This is a genomic window from Microbacterium sp. AG238 (assembly GCF_003610405.1).
GTDB lineage: Bacteria > Actinomycetota > Actinomycetes > Actinomycetales > Microbacteriaceae > Microbacterium.
Map to the genome: position 1 here is coordinate 661,710 of NZ_RAQC01000002.1, position 15,724 is coordinate 677,433.

Genomic DNA, 15,724 nt, shown 5'->3' on the forward strand with positions numbered 1-15,724 from the left:
TCAGGTTGATGGCACAAGGCGCCCCGCAGCTCGTGAGCAACTAAGGTTGACAAGCGCGCTCCGAGCAACCTAGGTTGCTTACATGGAATCCACTCGAATCGCCGGCGTCGCCGCAGACACGCGTGATCCGCGCGCGGGGCTGCGTGCCATCGCGTCGCTGCGTTCCCTCACGGAACGCCTCGAGCTCGCGCAGGTCGAGGCCGGCCTGCGCGCGGGCATGAGCTGGCAGGAGATCGCCGATGCGCTCGGCGTCTCGCGTCAGGCCGTGCACAAGAAGTACGCCAAACGGATCGACCCGACCATCGACATCCCGAGGAGAACCCGATGAGCAAGCTGACGGTCGCGACCGCGACGATGTACGAACTGTCACTCGCCGGTGCGGAGGAAGCCTCCCGGCTCGGCGAGCAGAGCGGCGACATCGACCACCTGCTGCTGGCGCTGACGATCAACGAGCAGGTCGCCGGGCAGGTTCTGCGCGCCCTGAGCGTCGACCTCGAACGCACACGTGCGGCGGTCGAGCAGCAGCACGCCGATCAACTCGCCTCGCTCGGGGTGCAAGCGGCGGCCCCCGGCCCCGGTCGCATCACCTACCACGAGCGCGGTGACTTCGAGTGGAACGACCGCGCCCTCGAGGTGCTGCGGCGCGCGGCCAAGGGCGGAAAGCGCGGCGACGCCGCTGCGGTGCTGCGCGAACTGCTCGCCGAGGGCAGCGGGCTGATCGCAGCGATTCTCGAGCGCCTCGAGACGACTCCCCAGCAGGTGCATGAGGTTCTCGATCAGGCGGAGCGGTACCCCGCCGTACCGAGCCGGGCCATGGATGACGGCGCGTCGATCTCCGGCGCCGGCGAAGCCCATGTCTCCGCCCCGGTCGCGGAGGTCTGGGCGCTCCTGAGCGATCCCGCACGGATGCCGGAGTGGGATCCCGGTTTCGGCCGGGTCGATGATCTGCCCGACGAGATCGAGCCGGGGGCGAGCTGGACCGCCTACGCGCTCGAGACCGCGCCGAACGGCAAGCCGCAGCGGGTGAATCCCGAGCGTCGCCGTGCCCGCATCGAGCTCGTCGAGAGCGAGCCGACGAGCGCGATCGAGTGGGTGACGACCTGGCCCGATTCGCCGAAGTCGAACCGGCGCCGCATGCGGGTCGTGCTGGAGCCCGCTGCCGGCGGCACCCGGCTGCTGATCCAGCAGGGGTGGGAGCGCACCGCGAAGCGACGGGCTCTTCCCCTGCTGCGTCGAGTGATGCGGCCGCTGTACAACGCCGCGATCTGGCTGCAGATCTCACAGATCGGCGCGTCGATCGGTCGCGCGTTCCGGTGAACGCCGGGCAGCGCGGTGGAGCTCGGCTCGATTCTGCCGGCAGGTAACCCGCCGGCGCGTGACGCCGCCTAGGAGCGGCGGGCGATGAGCACGGCGATGACGGCGACGACACCGATGACCGCCGCGATGCGCGCGGCCTTGCCGGTGCGACGGGTGAGGCTCAGCGCGCCGTCGGCGATCGCGACGTTCTGATCGATCCGGGCGGTGGCGAACCCGGCGGCCGCGTCGACGATTCTGTCCGCCACGTCGGGTACGGCGTCGGGCAGTGCCTCCTTCGCGGCATCCCGAACCTTGTGGATGGCGCCCTTGCCGGCATCCCCGACGCCGTGCACGACCCGCGAAGCCGCGCCCGTCACGCCCTTCGGGCGCTCGGGCTGGTCGGGCGTGGACGCGTGGTCGGTCGTGTCGGCGGCGGCAGCAGGCGTGGCGTCATCGTCGGCCGTGGCAGGTGAGGTGTTGGCGTCGGTCATGACGGCTCCGTTCGTCGGTGCGAGAGGTCCCGAGGAAACTGTCGCACCGCCGACGAGTTGCCGAGAGGCCCTAGCCGCGGCGTGGGTTTTCGCGTATGCCGGCCTCAGCCGAGCGCGTCGATGACCTCGGTTCGGCGCTGCGGGAGATCGCGGCTCGCGGCATCCCAGATGCGCGTCATGCGCGACGTCGAGAAGCGCGGCCACCCGGGGTCGCCGCCCTGGATGAAGGCGACCCACGCCGCGTGCATGTCGCGCGCGAGGTCGGCGGGCGCGTCGGGGCCCGCCAACAGCAGCGCCTCGGGGTCGCCGAGCCGATCGAAGGCGAAGCCGATCTCGAGCGCATGTGCGGCATCCAAACCTCGGATGGGGCTGCGCCAGCTGAACTCGTAGACGAACGTCGGCGCGGTGCGGGCACGGGCGATCCGCGTGGCGGGGGCGCGCAGCGTCCGGTCGGTGAGGAGCTGACCGAGCACCTCGCCGGGCGATGCGCCGGGAAAGGCGCGCGCGACGGCCCGCGCCGCCCGCTCCGGCACCCCCATGGCGCGGCGGGCCACCCACGCCTGCAGGCGGCCGATCTGCGAGACCGCCTCGGGCGTGAGCCACAGACGGTACTCGTCGGTATTGGTCCCGATCAGGATCGGGAGATCGGCCGACCGCAGCGCGATCTCGGGCGCCTCGGGCAATGACTCGTCGTCGAGGGCGAGCACAAAACCGGGGGCGCCGCGCAGCGGGCTCGACCCCGCCGACGCTCGCGAACGGGCACTCAGCAGATCGGCGATCGGCGCCGCGGCGAAGGCGTCACGAGTGGTCGGGATGCCGAGCTCGCGGGCCACCGCGTCAGACGCGCGGCGTGCTCTGTCAGGCTCGGCGGCCTCGAGCGGGCCCGACTGGATGATGGCGCCCGCGACGAGAGCGCGAGAGGAGGGCTCGCTCACGAGTGCGGCCACGAGAGCGCCGCCCGCCGACTCGCCCATGAGCGTGATGCGCGCCGGATCGCCCCCGAAGGCGCCGACCTCGTCGCTGACCCAGCGCAACGCCGCCGCGGCATCCCGCAGTCCGAGGTTGAGGGGTGCACCATCGAGCACGCTGAAGCCTTCGACGCCGAGCCGGTAGTTCGCCGAGACGAAGACGATGCCGTCCCGGGCGAACGTGGTGCCGTCGTACATCGTCTGGGCGGCAGCGCCGCGCTCCAGCGCGCCGCCGTGCAGCCACAGCACGACGGGCGCATTCTCCGCCTCCGCCGGCGCCCACACGTTGACGGTGAGGATGTCGTCGCCCTCGATCGTCGGCACCGTGAGGAGTTCGCCGAGGGCGCCGGGGTAGGGGGTCTGCGGCGCGGTCGCACCGAACCGCGTCGCGTCGCGCTCGCCGTCCCACGGGTCGACCGGTTCGGCGACGCGGAACCGGCGCTCGCCCACCGGCGGTTTCGCGTACGGGATGCCGAGGTAGCGGTCTATCCCGTTCGCGTGAGTGCCCCGCACCACGCCCCGCCCGATGGTGGCCCGTGCCTCGTTCGAGACCGCTTCGTGCGACATCCCTGCTCCCTCCGTTCCGTCCACCGTATGAGAGCCGCTTATGAGGCGTCTCGGCATCCCCCCGGCGCGGCCGTCATGCGCGACGACCGATCAGCGGATCGTCCAGGGCGCACGCTCATTCGGCTATGTCGGCGTGGCATCGCCGGTTCTAGCGTGTGAAATCCGGCTGCTACCCGAGCAGCTCGTCGCACACATGCAAAGGGGCATCGATGTCTACTCCACCCCGGCGGCTCCGCGGCCGTCGCCTTCTTCCGCTCGCGATCACGGTCGCCGTCATCGCGCCGCTCGCGGCCTGTTCCGCACCCGCCGACGAGGGCCCGGTCACCCTCACATTCCAGACCTGGGTGCCCGGTATCGACCAGGCCGTCGACCTCTTCAACGAGCAGCACGACGACATCCAGGTCGAGCTGCAGACGATCGTCTCGGGCGCCGAAGGCGGCTACGCCAAGATGCTCTCGGATGTCCAGGCCGGCAACCCGGCGGATGTCGCGCAGGTCGGCTACGACCAGATGCCGACCTTCCTGCTCAACGGCGCCCTCGAAGACATCACCGACTACGTCGGCGACGACGTCGACGTCTTCTCCGACTGGCAGATCGGCGCGACGACGTTCAGCGACCGGGTGTACGGCATCCCGCAGGCGGCGGGCCCGATGGGGCTCTACTACCGATCGGACGTGTTCGCCGAGGCGGGCATCACCGAGGCCCCCGCGACGTGGGACGACTTCTACGCGGCCGCCGTCGCGGTGCGGGCGACGGCGCCCGACCGCTACATCGCGGCGTTCGCGCCGAACCAGGCCGCCTGGATGGAGGGCCTCGCCGAACAGGCGGGCGAACCCTGGTTCCAGGTCGAGGGCGACGCCTGGAAGGTCGCGATCGACAACCCCGACACCTTGCGCATGGCCGAGTACTGGCAGCGCCTCATCGACGAAGACCTCGTGAAGGTGCAGGCCGACCTGTCGAGCGAGTGGTTCGCCGACGTGCAGGCCGGGCGCATCGTGTCGTGGATGAGCGGCTCGTGGGCCGACGCGATCATCCGCAACAACGCCCCCGAGACCTCGGGCCTGTGGTCGGTCGGACTCATGCCGCAGTGGGACGAGGCGAACCCCCGCTCGGCGAGCTGGTCGGGCGGGTCCGCGAACGTCGTGCTGAAGGGTTCGGCGCACCCCGAGCAGGCGGCCGAGTTCGCCCTGTGGCTCAACAGCAACCTCGACAGCGTGAGCCTGCTCACCGAGAACGGCGCCGGCTGGCCTGCGATCGCCGACGTCGACTCGATCCCGTCGATCCAGTCGGCCCCCGAGGTGTTCGAGTTCTTCGGCGGCCAGGACATCTGGGATGTCTTCGCCGAGTCGAATGAGCAGGTGGCACGCGACTGGCAGTGGCCGCCGCTGGTCGACGCGCTCAACGCGAGCCTCCTCGACGAGGTCGCCGCCGCTGTCGAGTCGGGCACGCCCCTCACCGAGGCCTACGCCAAGGTGCAGGAGCAGATGGTGGCCGAGATGACGGCGAAGGGGATCTCGGTCGCCGACTGATCCGAACGGGGCGGGTGGCAGCGACGCCACCCGCCCCTCCCGGTCGCGCCCCGAAGGGAATCGCATGCACACCACCCGAAGCCGACTGCCGCTGTTGCTGCTGCTCGGCCCGTTCCTCCTCGCCTTCGCCGTCTTCTACGTCGCCCCCATCGTCTGGGCGATCGTGCAGAGCCTCTTCTCGGTCCGCGCGAGCGGGCTCGGGCTCGGTGCGCCGGAAACGCTCTTCGTCGGCCTCGACAACTATGTCCGGGCGCTCGCGAACCCCGCGTTCGTCTCGAGCCTCGGACGCATCGCCGTCTTCGCACTCATCCAGGTGCCGTTGATGGTCGTGCTCTCGGCGGTGCTCGCCCTGCTGCTCGAGTCGACCCGGGCCCGCTGGCCGCAGTTCTTCCGCGTGGCGTTCTTCATGCCCTACGGCGTGCCGGGCGTCATCGCCTCGCTGCTGTGGAGCTTCCTCTACGTGCCGAGCACGAGTCCGATCCTCCAGGGGCTCTCCGCCCTCGGCATCTCGGCCGCCCCGCTCGAATCGGGCACCGTCATGTTCGCCATCGCGAACATCGGCATCTGGACGTTCGCCGGCTACAACATGCTGGTCCTCATCGCGGCGCTCCAGGCCGTGCCCGCCGACCTGTACGAGGCCGCGCGCATCGACGGGGCGGGCGAATGGCGCATCGTGTGGGAGATCAAGCTGCCGCTGCTGAGGCCTTCGCTCGTACTGACGACGGTGTTCACGATCATCGGCACGCTGCAACTGTTCGTCGAACCTCTCGTGCTCCGCCCGCTGACGACCGCCATCAACACCGACTACACACCGAACCTCGCCGCCTACAACCAGGCGTTCACGCAGAGCAACCCGAATCTCGCCGCCGCGATGGCCGTCATCGTCGCCGTCATCGCCTTCGTGTTCTCGTTCGTCTTCCTGCGGCTGGTCAACCGGAAGGGGAACCGCGCATGGTGATCGCACCCGTCACCGAATCCACCCGCTCGGTCACCACCGGCGCGGCATCCGATCGCCGCGCTGCCCGCCGCGGCGGCGCCGGGGGACCGGGTGCCGGCTTCTGGGGGTCGCTGCCGACCTTTGCCGTCCTCGTCGCCGCCCTGGTGTACTTCGCGCTGCCGGTGGTGTGGGTGCTGTTCGCGGCGACCAAGAGCAACGCCGACCTGTTCGGCTCGTTCGGGCTCTGGTTCAGCGACGCCCCGCAGCCGCTGACCAACCTTCAGAACCTCTTCGCGACCGACCGCGGCATCTACACCCAGTGGCTGCTCAACAGCCTGTTCTACTCGGGGCTCGGCGCGCTCATCGCCACCGTCCTCAGCGGGGCCGCGGGGTACGCGTTCGCCAAGTACGCCTTCGCCGGGCGTGAAGCGGTGTTCGCGATGATCCTCGGCGGCGTCCTCGTGCCCGCGACCGTCATCGCGCTGCCGACCTACTTCATGTTCAACGCGGTGGGCCTGACCGGGACGTACTGGTCGTTCCTGCTGCCGAGCATCGTCAGCCCGTTCGGGGTGTACCTCTGCCGCATCTACGCCACCGCGGGCGTGCCCGACGAGGTGATCGAGGCTGCGCGCCTCGACGGTGCCGGCGACGTGCGCATCTTCGCGACGATGGCCACCCGCATGATGGCGCCCGCCCTCGTGACGGTGTTCCTGTTCCAGTTCGTGGGAATCTGGAACAACTACCTGCTGCCGCTCGTCATGCTCAACGACGCCCGCACGTTCCCGGTCACCCTCGGGCTCATGCTCTGGAACGGTCAGACGCAGCGAGCGCCGCTGTATTACGAGCTCGTCGTCACGGGAGCCGCGGTCTCGGCCGTGCTGCTCATCGTGGTCATGGCCGCTCTGCAACGATTCTGGCGAGCCGGTCTCACCGCCGGCGCGACGAAGGGATGACCCGATGACCCGCTATCTCGGCTCCGGACACGACCCCGCCCCCGACACCCGCGCGCTGACGGGGGTCGTGCCCGCGCACCTGCCGCCGCGCCTGACGATCACGCTCTGGGACTTCTCCTGGTACACGCGTGCCGGCGACGGCGAGCCCTACGCCGACCTCGGCGCCGCTCTCGATGAGGCGGTCGATCGCGGCTACAACGCCGTCCGCATCTGCGCGGCACCGCTGCTGCTGTTCGGCGGCCTCGGGCTCGACGACCTCGCGAGCGACCTCGAGATCGAGGGGCTCGGGCGCTCGCCGCACGGCGAGGTGTTCGGCAACGGAACGCGGTGGTACGACGTGCCCGGCGGCTACCGGCTCGACCTGCGCTCGCGCTTCTTCGACCTGCTGCGCGGTGCCCGTGAACGGGGCATCGTCGTCATCCTCGCAAGTTGGGAGTACCAGCAGTCGCCGGCGTTCGCGGCGGACGAGCGCTGGTTCCGCGCGATCGATGCGGTGCCGCTCGCCGAGCGCTACGACGTCCTCGCGACGGCGACGATCCGGATGCTCGACGAGATCGAGTCCGCGGGGCTGGGCGACACGATCGCGTTCACCGAGCTCCACAACGAGGTCGACTTCTCGATCGTCCCCGCCTTCGCCGACGGCGGGGACCCCGCCCTCGATCGAGTGCGCGCCGCGCATCCCCGCCACCTCGTCACCGCGAGCTACGGCAAGGCCCCCTTCCTCGATCTCGCCGGGCTGTCCGACCGATTCCAGGTGGCGCAGCTGCACGTCTACGCGTACGGCGTGCTCGATGCGCTGCAGCGACGCATCGACATCCGTTCCGAAGGCACCGACGGCTTCCCGGGTGAGGCCATGCGGGCGCTGCTGGTCGACGACGCGCCCTCGTTCGCCGAGTACGGCCGGGCCGCCGACTGGAAGTTCGAGGCCACCGTCATCACCGACCAGCAGATCTACGGCTACGACTGGGTCGACCCCGACCTGTGGGACCGGTGGCTCTACAACCACCACGGGCTCTACCGCGAAGAGATGCTGCGCGAGATCGGGTCACGAGTGATGGCGCTGGCCGCGTGGTCGCGGCGCCGCGGCATCCCCGCCGTCGTGGGGGAGGGCTGGGTGGGTTACACCCCGCTCCGGGCCGACTTCGAAGACGGCCCCGTCGGCACGGAGCTCGCCGAGCACGGCGTCCGCACGGCGCTCGGGCACGGCGTGTGGGGCATGGTGCTCAGCTCGAACGCGGCGCCCCATCATCCGCAGTGGTCGGATGTCGCGTGGCAGCGGCGCCTCAACGCCGAGATCCTCGCTGCCCCGACGACGGCCGCCGACGACCGGGATTGAGCGGCGTCATCCGCGACGCTCCTCGCGGTAGTGGCTCGGGCTCATCCCGTGCACGCGTCGGAAGTGCCGCGAGAAGTAGAACGGGTCGCTGTAGCCGACGTCTGTCGCGATCTGGCCGACGGTGCGATCGGTGCGCTCCAGGAGGGTGCGCGCCGCCGTCATCCGGAGCGCCGTGTGGTACGCCAGGACGCCGCCGCCCGTCGCGCGCCGGAAGAGCGACGTGAGATGGGATGCCGACACCCCGACCAGTGCCGCCAGCTCGCTGACCGGCACTGCGCTGTCGAGCCGCTCGGACAGGAACGTCATCGCGCGCTCGAGCGGGTCGCCGCGCTCGGGTAGTGCCTGGTCGGACGCGAGCTGGGTCATGAGCTTGAACGCGGCACCCGTGACGGCGACCAGACGCACGGGCGACTGGTCGCGTTCGAGCCCCCGCACGATCTCGTCGAGCAGCGACACCGCGCGCTCGACGCTGTGGAGGCGCACGAGCGGTCGTGCGGCCGTGGTGCCGATCGCCGCGGTGAGGTCGTCGACATCGGAGCCGACGACATGGCACCACCAGATCGTCCAGGGATCGTCGGCATCCGCGCCGTAGGCGTGCGGCGTGCGGGCCGGGATCACCACCGCGGTGCCCGCCTGCACGCGGTGGCGCGTGCCACCGATCTCGACCCACCCGGAGCCCGCCGTACAGACGATGACGATCGTCGTGCGGATGCCGCGGTCGCGGGTGCGACCATGATCGGCGGCATGCGGGAACCAGCCGGCGTCGGTGACGACCAGGCGGCGGGTCACGGGGCGCTGCAGCGCGGCGGTGATCGCCGGTGCCGGCACGACGCACAGGCGTTCGCCCGCGAAACCGTCTGAGATGGCCATGATCGTCATCCTGACACATCGGCGGATCGTCCAGGTGCACGGCCGCTTCCGCCATGTCGCGGCCGGGTTCGCTCGGCGACGCTGGAGGCATGCATTCGACCTCGACATCCTCGCTGCGTCTTCCCGAGCCGCCCGCGGACGAGCAGGTGACGCTCGATGACGGCGGCGTGGCCGTCTGGGAGCAGCCGCTCACGATTCCCACGTACGAGCCGGCGCCACCGGAGAAGCTTCCGATGTTCTTCGACCGCCGGGTCTACCAGGGGTCGAGCGGACGGGTGTACCCGCTGCCCTTCACCGAGCGGATCGCCGCCGAGCCGCGCGACCGCGACTGGCGTGCCGTGCACCTCGAGAACCGCTGGATCCGGCTGGTGCTCCTCCCCGAGCTCGGCGGCCGCATCCACATCGGCTACGACAAGACCGCCGACTACGACTTCTTCTACCGCAACAACGTGATCAAGCCCGCCCTCGTCGGGCTCGCCGGTCCGTGGGTGTCGGGCGGCGTCGAGTTCAACTGGCCGCAGCACCACCGACCCGCCACCTTCCTGCCCATGGAGAGCTGGATCGAACACGAACCCGACGGGGCGGTCACGGTCTGGATGTCGGATCACGATCCCTTCGCGCGCATGCGCGGCACCCACGGCATCCGCCTGCGTCCCGACAGCTCGCTGATCGAGCTGCGCGCCCGGCTGCACAACCGCACCGAGGTGCCGCAGACGTTCCTCTGGTGGGCGAACGTCGCCGCGCGAGCGCACGAGGATTACCAGTCGTTCTTCCCGACCGACGTCCGGTACGTCGCCGATCACGCGCGTCGCGCCATCACAGCCTTCCCACGAGCCGACCGCCCCTACTACGGCGTCGACTACCCGGCTCGGGTCGATGCGGCCCACCCCGATGCCGACCGCATCGACTACTACGGCAACATCCCCGTGCCGACGTCGTACATGGTGGTCGAGACGCGGGACGACTTCTTCGGCGGCTACGACCACGCGGCCGGAGCGGGCTTCGTGCACTGGGCCGATCGCCGCATCGCGCCGGGCAAGAAGCAGTGGACGTGGGGCAACGCCCCCTTCGGCCACGCCTGGGACGACCAGCTGACCGACGGCGACGGCCCCTATGTCGAGCTGATGGCCGGTGTGTACACCGACAACCAGCCCGACTTCTCGTACCTCGCGCCCGGCGAGGTCAAGACGTTCTCGCAGTTCTGGTTCCCGATCACCGGCATCGGCGCCGCGCATCAGGCCACGAGGGATGCCGCCGTCTCGGTGCGTCTCGAGGAGGGTCACGTGCACATCGGCGTCGCCGTCACCTCGGATGTCCCTCGGGCCCGCGTGCGCGTGACGGTCGGGGCCGACACGGAAGAGCGCGTCGTCGACCTCGGGCCGGGCCGCCCCTGGATCGACTCGGTGCCCTGCCCCCACGGGGTCGACGCCACCCGGATCGAGGTCGTCGTCCACGACGGCGATCGCGAACTCATCCGGTGGCGGCCGCGCTCGGATGACGACGGCGCGCCCGAGCCCGCCGTCGCGACCGAGCCGCCGCTGCCCGCAGACATCGCCTCAGCCGACGAGCTCTACCTCACGGGGGTTCACCTGGCGCAGTACCGCCATCCCACACGGCATCCCGAGCCCTACTGGGAAGAGGCGCTTCGCCGTGACCCGGGCGACGCGCGCTCGAACACCGCGCTCGGCGCCTCGGCCTACGCTCGCGGCGAGTACGACGTGGCTGCCGGATACCTGCGTGAGGCGATCGAGCGCCTCACGTTCCGCAACCCGAACCCCGCGGACGGCGAGGCGCACTACCGCCTCGGACTCGTCGAGACGCGCCGGGGCCACGACGCTGGTGCCTACGACGCGTTCGCGAAGGCCGCCTGGGATGTGCGGTGGGCGCACCCCGCCAGCGTGCAGATGGGGTTGCTCGACGCGCGGGCGGGGCGCGACCTCGCCGCACTCGGCCGCCTCGACGACGCGCTGCGTCACGGGTTGGATGACCCGCTCGCGCGCAACGTCCGGGTGATCGTGCTGCGCCGTCTCGGGCGCGAGTCCGAAGCCGACGCTGAACTCGCGACGCTTGAGCAGAGCGATCGGCTCGACGTGTTCACCGCCTACCTCGCTCGCCGCGCCCTGCCGGACGACGGGCTCATGCTGCTCGATCTCGCGGGCGACCTCGCCCGCGCGGGGCAGCGAGACGACGCGCTCGCCGTCCTCGCCGCGGCGGCCGGGGCCTCGGCCACCGGCACCGGCGGCATCGCTCCGGTCGCCGAGTACGAGCGGGCGCGGCTGCTCGACGAGGCAGGCGAGACGGATGCCGCCGCCGACGCTCGCCATCGCGCGCGGCGCGCACCCGCTGACTGGGTGTTTCCCGCGGGGCTCGACGCCCACGACGCCCTTGAAGCTGCCGTGGCCGCCGATCCGGCTGACGCGCGGGCGCGGGCGCTGCTCGGCATGTGGCTCTACGACCGCGGCCGCCGGACGGATGCGTTGGTGCAGTGGCGTGCGGCCCTCGACGACGCGACGCGCGATGGCGTGCTGCTGCGCAACGCCGCGCTGGCCACGGCGGAGGTCGAGGGCGATCTCGACGCCGCCGCCGCCCTGTACGACCGGGCCGTCGAGGTGAGCGACGACCCGCGCCTGTGGTTCGAGCTCGACCAGCTCGCGCAGCGGCGCGGCATCTCGGCAGCGGCCCGGTTGGCGAGACTCGAGCCGTATCGAGACCGGCTCATCGTGCGCGATGACCTGCTCGTCACGGTGGCCGACCTGCTGACGACGACCGGGCGTGCCGCCGAGGCCCTCGACCTGCTCCTGAGCAGGCCGCTCCAGCCCTGGGAAGGCGGCGAGGGCGTCGCGATCCGCGCGTTCGCCCGGGCATCGATCGCGCGCGCCGGCGAACTCGGACACGACGCCGCGCGCGCAGCGGCGCTGCTCGAACGAGCGCTCGACACGCCGCGCTCGCTCGGCGAGGCATGGCATCTGCTCGACAGTCGTGCGGCCCTCTGGCTGCGGCTCGGGCATTGCCGGGCGAGCCTGGGTGACGCGGCCGCGGCCGACGACGCCTGGCGCACGGCGGCGACGGAAGCGGCGACCGCCGAGATCGACGCGGAATCGCTCGACGGCGCGCGGGCCGCCTGCGCCCGGGGAGACGAGGAAGCTGCCGCTGACCTGCGGTCACGCGTCGCGGCACGGGTGAGCGAGCTGCGCTCGGCTCCCGCGCGCGTCGACTACTTCGCGACGTCACTGCCCGAGACGCTGCTCTTCTCGCTCGATCCGGCCGAGGCGGCGCGGCGCCGTGCGGACGAGCTCGCGGCGGCCCTCGCTCGCTACGACGAGGAACACGCCGCGGCTCGCGCAGCCGGCCCGGCGACCGGATCGGCGAAGCGGCCGGTGAACGCATGATCGGCATCCCCGACCGCATGATGGCCAGCGTGCTGGTCTCGCCGGGCCGGCTCGAGGTCCGCGATGTCGCCCTGCCGGTGATGGAACCGGGCGACGTGCTCGTCGAGCTCACCGCCGTCGGGCTGTGCGGTTCGGACGTGCACTTCTTCGAGCACGGCCGGGTGGGTGACCTCGTGGTGGAGAGCCCGCTCATCCTCGGTCACGAGGCCGCGGGAGTCATCGCTGCGGTCGCCTCGGCAGCCGACGAGCACCGGATCGGCGAGCGCGTCGCGATCGATCCGCAGCGCCCCTGCCGGTGGTGTCCGGCATGCCGGGCCGGGCGCTCGAACCTCTGCGAGCGGATGCGGTTCCCTTCGGCGCCGCCCGAGAACGGCGCGTTCGCGCGATACCTGGCGGTGCCCGCGGATGCGGCGCACCCGTTGCCCGAGACGATGAGCGACGACGAGGGAGCGCTGCTCGAGCCCTTGTCGGTCGGTATCGCGGCGGTGCGCAAGGCCGGGGTGGTGCCGGGTTCGAGGGTGCTGGTCGCCGGGGCCGGACCCATCGGCATCCTGACCGGTGCCGCGGCGCGAGCCTTCGGTGCCGCGGTGGTCGTCGTGGCCGACCCGGTGGCGGCTCGACGGGATGTCGCGCTCGCGCACGGAGCCACACGCGCGGTCGATCCCGCCGAGGTGGCCGAGCTCGACGGCCGTATGGACGCGTTCGTCGACGCTTCGGGTGCACGAGCGGCGATCGCCGCGGGCCTCCGGTCGCTCCGCGGCGCCGGGCGTGCCGTGCTCGTCGGCATGGGGTCCGCGACCGTCGACCTCGACCTGTTCCTGCTGCAGAGCCGTGAGCTCGTGGTCGAGGGGCTCTTCCGATACGTCGACACGTGGCCGCTCGCCATCGAGCTGGTCGCCTCGGGTGCGGTGCGGGTCGACGACCTCGTCACGGCGCGTGGTGGGCTCGACGACCTCGCGGGCTTCTTCGCGCGCAACTCCGACCCCGACACGATGAAGTTCCTCGTCGACCCCCGGGTGCGGTGACGGTCGAGGGCTCCCGCGCCTGAGGGGTCAGCGCCCCTGGCGCTTCTTGTAGGGCTTGGGCTGGCCCTTCACGATGGGTGCGCGACCCGATCCCTTCGAGGCCTTCGCCTTGCCGCCGCCCGCTGCCTTCTGCCGGGGCGCGACCGCCGGCGCGGGTGCAGCCGCGACCTCGGCTCGCGCGTCGGCGAGCAGCAGGGTGCCCGCGGGCGTGAGTCGCGGCTTACCGCCGTCCTTGACGAACAGCGGCTGCCCGACCTCTTCTTCGAGCCGGTCGATCGACGAGTAGAGCACGGCGAGCGAGACGCCCAGGTGCTCGGCGGCCCGCGGGAAGTGCAGGGTATCGGCGACGGCGACGAAATGGACGAGGTCGCGGATCTTCACAGGGTCACCTTCCATCGCGGCGGATGAGCGCCGAGCGTAGCGAACGCAGCAGCAGCAACAGGCCGCCGAGCCCGACCACACTACCCAGGAACGGGAACACCGACACCGAGTCGGTCAGCAGCGGGCCGTGCTGGACGACACCGAGCATGACGCCGACGATCACGAGGGTGGCCCCCACGAGCGTCGTGGTGAAGCGCCCCGTCAGCGACTCGACCCACGACCGGTCGTCGGGCGATTCCAGCGCGCGCAATCGCACCGTGAGCCGGCCCGACTCGAGATCGTTCAGGATCCCGTCGACCCGGCGGGGCAGCTCTCGCGCACGCTCGATCCCGAGCTGCACCTGCACCTGAGCGGTCATCGCCGCCGACCGCGGGTCGCCCATGTGCAGGGCGTACTGCGGCGCGCGCGAGAGGGCGCGCTTGATCATGTCGTAGTCGGGATCGAGTCGCCGCAGCGTTCCCTCGATGGCGCCGAGCGTGCGGAACCCGAGCAGCAGACCGGGCGGGAGTGCGAGTCGGTGGCGCCGGAGCACCTCGATCAGCGCGGTGAAGAGGTGCTGGTCGGAGTTGGAGTTGTGTAGTCGTGTGAGGATGACGCCGATGTCGTGCTGCAGCGCCCCGACGTCGAGCTCGGCGTCGGCGCGGGGCTTCACGAGCATCAGCACGGCATCCGTCGCGCCGGAGTCGTCCTCGTTGTGGAGCGCGACGAGCATCGGCAGCAGTAGCCGCCGCATGCTGCGTTCGATGATGCCGACCGAGCCGAAGTCGATGAGGGCGACGATGCCGTCGGGCTGGAGGATGAGATTGCCCGGGTGCAGGTCGGCATGGAAGACGCCCCGCAGGGCGATCTGCCCGACGATGACGTCGAGCACGGCGTCGGCGATGCGCGTGGCCTGCTCGGGATCCACGGCCCCCGGTGCGTCGCTTCCCGGCTCGGGCAGTCGGCTGAACGGGATGCCCTGGACGTGCTCCATGACGATGAGCTGTTCCGTGCACAGGTCGGGATAGACGTCGGGTATCCGCACCGCGCGGGCATCGGCGGCCGTCATCGAGTCGCGCAGCATCTGCATGTTGCCCACCTCGACGCGGTAGTCGAGCTCTTCACGCAGGGCGACCGCGAACTGCGCGGCGAGGGCCGAGGCCCCGACATCCTTCGCCCACGTCGTGCGCCGCTCGAGGTCGGCGGCCGCCCGCTCGATGATGTCGAGGTCAGTGGCGACCTGCGCGCGTGCCTTCGGGCGCTGGATCTTCACCACGACGGGGCGGCCGTCCTTCAGATGAGCGCTGTGGACCTGGCCGACGGATGCCGCCGCCAGCGGCGTCTCGTCGATGTCGGCGAAGACGAGCTCGATCGGCCGGCCCAGCTGCTTCTCGATCGCCGCCTTCGCCTCGTGCCAGGGGATGGGGGTCGTGTCCATCTGCAGGGAGGCGAGCGCGCTGGTGATCTCGGCGGGGAGCAGGTCGTTGCGCGTGGAGAGGATCTGGCCGAGCTTGACGAAAGTGACGCCCGCGTCGTCGAGGGTGGCCGCGAGTGCCCGGGGCAGCTCGGCCCGCGCGGATTCGCTGCGCATCCCACCGAGACCGTGGCGCGAGGCGATCGCGACGATGCGGGCGTACCGCACCGCGCGTCGGCGCCGGTGCAGTGCCTCGCGCACGTAGGTGATGGGGCCGACCGGAGGGCGCGCCGGCCACATGAGCTCGAGCGTGATGAGGGCGATGAGGACGATCGCGAACAGCCAGGCCAGCACGAGGAACACGAAGCCGATGGCGACGGGCGCGTCGGTGAGCAGCCCGTTCTCCTGCAGCACGCCGGCGCCGCGCAGCACCCAGATGCCGAGCGGCCCGAAGACGATGAAGACCACGAGCGAGACGAGCGGTCCGCGCACCCAGCCGACGCGGGCCTCGAGCGCTCGCTTGGCCAACCACGTCGCGGCGACGGAGAAGACCACCGCCGCGATGGTGAAGAGCAGCCACTCCGGCATC

General features: G+C 71.2%; 13 protein-coding genes. 8 read left to right on the plus strand and 5 right to left on the minus strand.

Features of this window, described 5'->3' with window-relative positions; all coding sequences use genetic code 11:
• Positions 1 to 82 precede the first annotated feature (82 nt).
• Together DEU36_RS14875 and DEU36_RS14880 are read left to right on the plus strand one after the other, a co-directional pair.
• Entirely contained in the window at positions 83 to 328 is a 246-nt protein-coding gene (locus DEU36_RS14875; protein WP_120265088.1) for a helix-turn-helix domain-containing protein, read from the plus strand.
• Complete coding sequence (locus tag DEU36_RS14880) at positions 325 to 1,317, plus strand: SRPBCC domain-containing protein (RefSeq protein WP_120265089.1); 993 nt, start codon at positions 325 to 327, stop codon at positions 1,315 to 1,317. Before DEU36_RS14875 ends, DEU36_RS14880 begins: the two co-directional genes overlap by 4 nt.
• 68 nt (positions 1,318 to 1,385) lie before the next feature.
• Here DEU36_RS14880 and DEU36_RS14885 read toward each other — a convergent pair whose 3' ends face one another.
• Together DEU36_RS14885 and DEU36_RS14890 are read right to left on the minus strand one after the other, a co-directional pair.
• Positions 1,386 to 1,787 (minus strand): hypothetical protein, encoded by a 402-nt coding sequence (locus tag DEU36_RS14885; protein ID WP_120265090.1) that lies wholly within the window; start codon positions 1,785 to 1,787, stop codon positions 1,386 to 1,388.
• A 104-nt stretch (positions 1,788 to 1,891) separates the two neighbouring features.
• The gene (locus DEU36_RS14890; protein ID WP_120265091.1) at positions 1,892 to 3,322 is read right to left on the minus strand and encodes a carboxylesterase/lipase family protein; all 1,431 of its coding nucleotides are present in this window, start codon (positions 3,320 to 3,322) and stop codon (positions 1,892 to 1,894) included.
• A gap of 209 nt (positions 3,323 to 3,531) precedes the next feature.
• Here DEU36_RS14890 and DEU36_RS14895 point away from each other — a divergent pair, with 209 nt between their 5' ends.
• The 4 genes from DEU36_RS14895 to DEU36_RS14910 all read left to right on the plus strand — a co-directional run bounded on the left by DEU36_RS14895 (position 3,532) and on the right by DEU36_RS14910 (position 8,077).
• A complete protein-coding gene (locus DEU36_RS14895; protein WP_120265092.1) occupies positions 3,532 to 4,851 on the plus strand; it encodes an ABC transporter substrate-binding protein in 1,320 nt (439 codons plus the stop codon).
• Between the two features lie 64 nt (positions 4,852 to 4,915).
• On the plus strand, positions 4,916 to 5,809 hold the full coding sequence (locus DEU36_RS14900; protein WP_183045425.1) for a carbohydrate ABC transporter permease: 894 nt from the start codon (positions 4,916 to 4,918) through the stop codon (positions 5,807 to 5,809).
• A complete protein-coding gene (locus tag DEU36_RS14905) occupies positions 5,803 to 6,741 on the plus strand; it encodes a carbohydrate ABC transporter permease (protein ID WP_120265093.1) in 939 nt (312 codons plus the stop codon). The genes DEU36_RS14900 and DEU36_RS14905 overlap by 7 nt, the downstream gene beginning before the upstream one ends.
• 4 nt (positions 6,742 to 6,745) lie before the next feature.
• The gene (locus DEU36_RS14910; RefSeq protein WP_120265094.1) at positions 6,746 to 8,077 is read left to right on the plus strand and encodes a cellulase-like family protein; all 1,332 of its coding nucleotides are present in this window, start codon (positions 6,746 to 6,748) and stop codon (positions 8,075 to 8,077) included.
• A 6-nt stretch (positions 8,078 to 8,083) separates the two neighbouring features.
• Here the strand turns inward: DEU36_RS14910 and DEU36_RS14915 are convergent, their stop codons facing one another.
• Positions 8,084 to 8,947, minus strand: a complete 864-nt coding sequence (locus DEU36_RS14915) for an AraC family transcriptional regulator (RefSeq protein WP_120265191.1) — start codon at positions 8,945 to 8,947, stop codon at positions 8,084 to 8,086.
• Between the two features lie 89 nt (positions 8,948 to 9,036).
• On the opposite strand from DEU36_RS14915, the gene DEU36_RS14920 reads away from it, so the two are divergent.
• Together DEU36_RS14920 and DEU36_RS14925 are read left to right on the plus strand one after the other, a co-directional pair.
• Positions 9,037 to 12,336 carry a DUF5107 domain-containing protein gene (locus DEU36_RS14920; protein WP_183045426.1) on the plus strand — a complete coding sequence of 1,100 codons (3,300 nt, stop codon included), beginning with the start codon at positions 9,037 to 9,039 and terminating at the stop codon, positions 12,334 to 12,336.
• Positions 12,333 to 13,361 (plus strand): alcohol dehydrogenase catalytic domain-containing protein, encoded by a 1,029-nt coding sequence (locus DEU36_RS14925; RefSeq protein WP_120265096.1) that lies wholly within the window; start codon positions 12,333 to 12,335, stop codon positions 13,359 to 13,361. Before DEU36_RS14920 ends, DEU36_RS14925 begins: the two co-directional genes overlap by 4 nt.
• Positions 13,362 to 13,388: 27 nt before the next feature.
• Here the strand turns inward: DEU36_RS14925 and DEU36_RS14930 are convergent, their stop codons facing one another.
• Entirely contained in the window at positions 13,389 to 13,742 is a 354-nt protein-coding gene (locus DEU36_RS14930) for a LysR family transcriptional regulator (RefSeq protein ID WP_259455396.1), read from the minus strand.
• A 4-nt stretch (positions 13,743 to 13,746) separates the two neighbouring features.
• Positions 13,747 to 15,723, minus strand: coding sequence for an AarF/ABC1/UbiB kinase family protein (locus DEU36_RS14935; RefSeq protein ID WP_147374444.1), 1,977 nt, complete (start codon positions 15,721 to 15,723; stop codon positions 13,747 to 13,749).
• Position 15,724 lies beyond the last annotated feature (1 nt).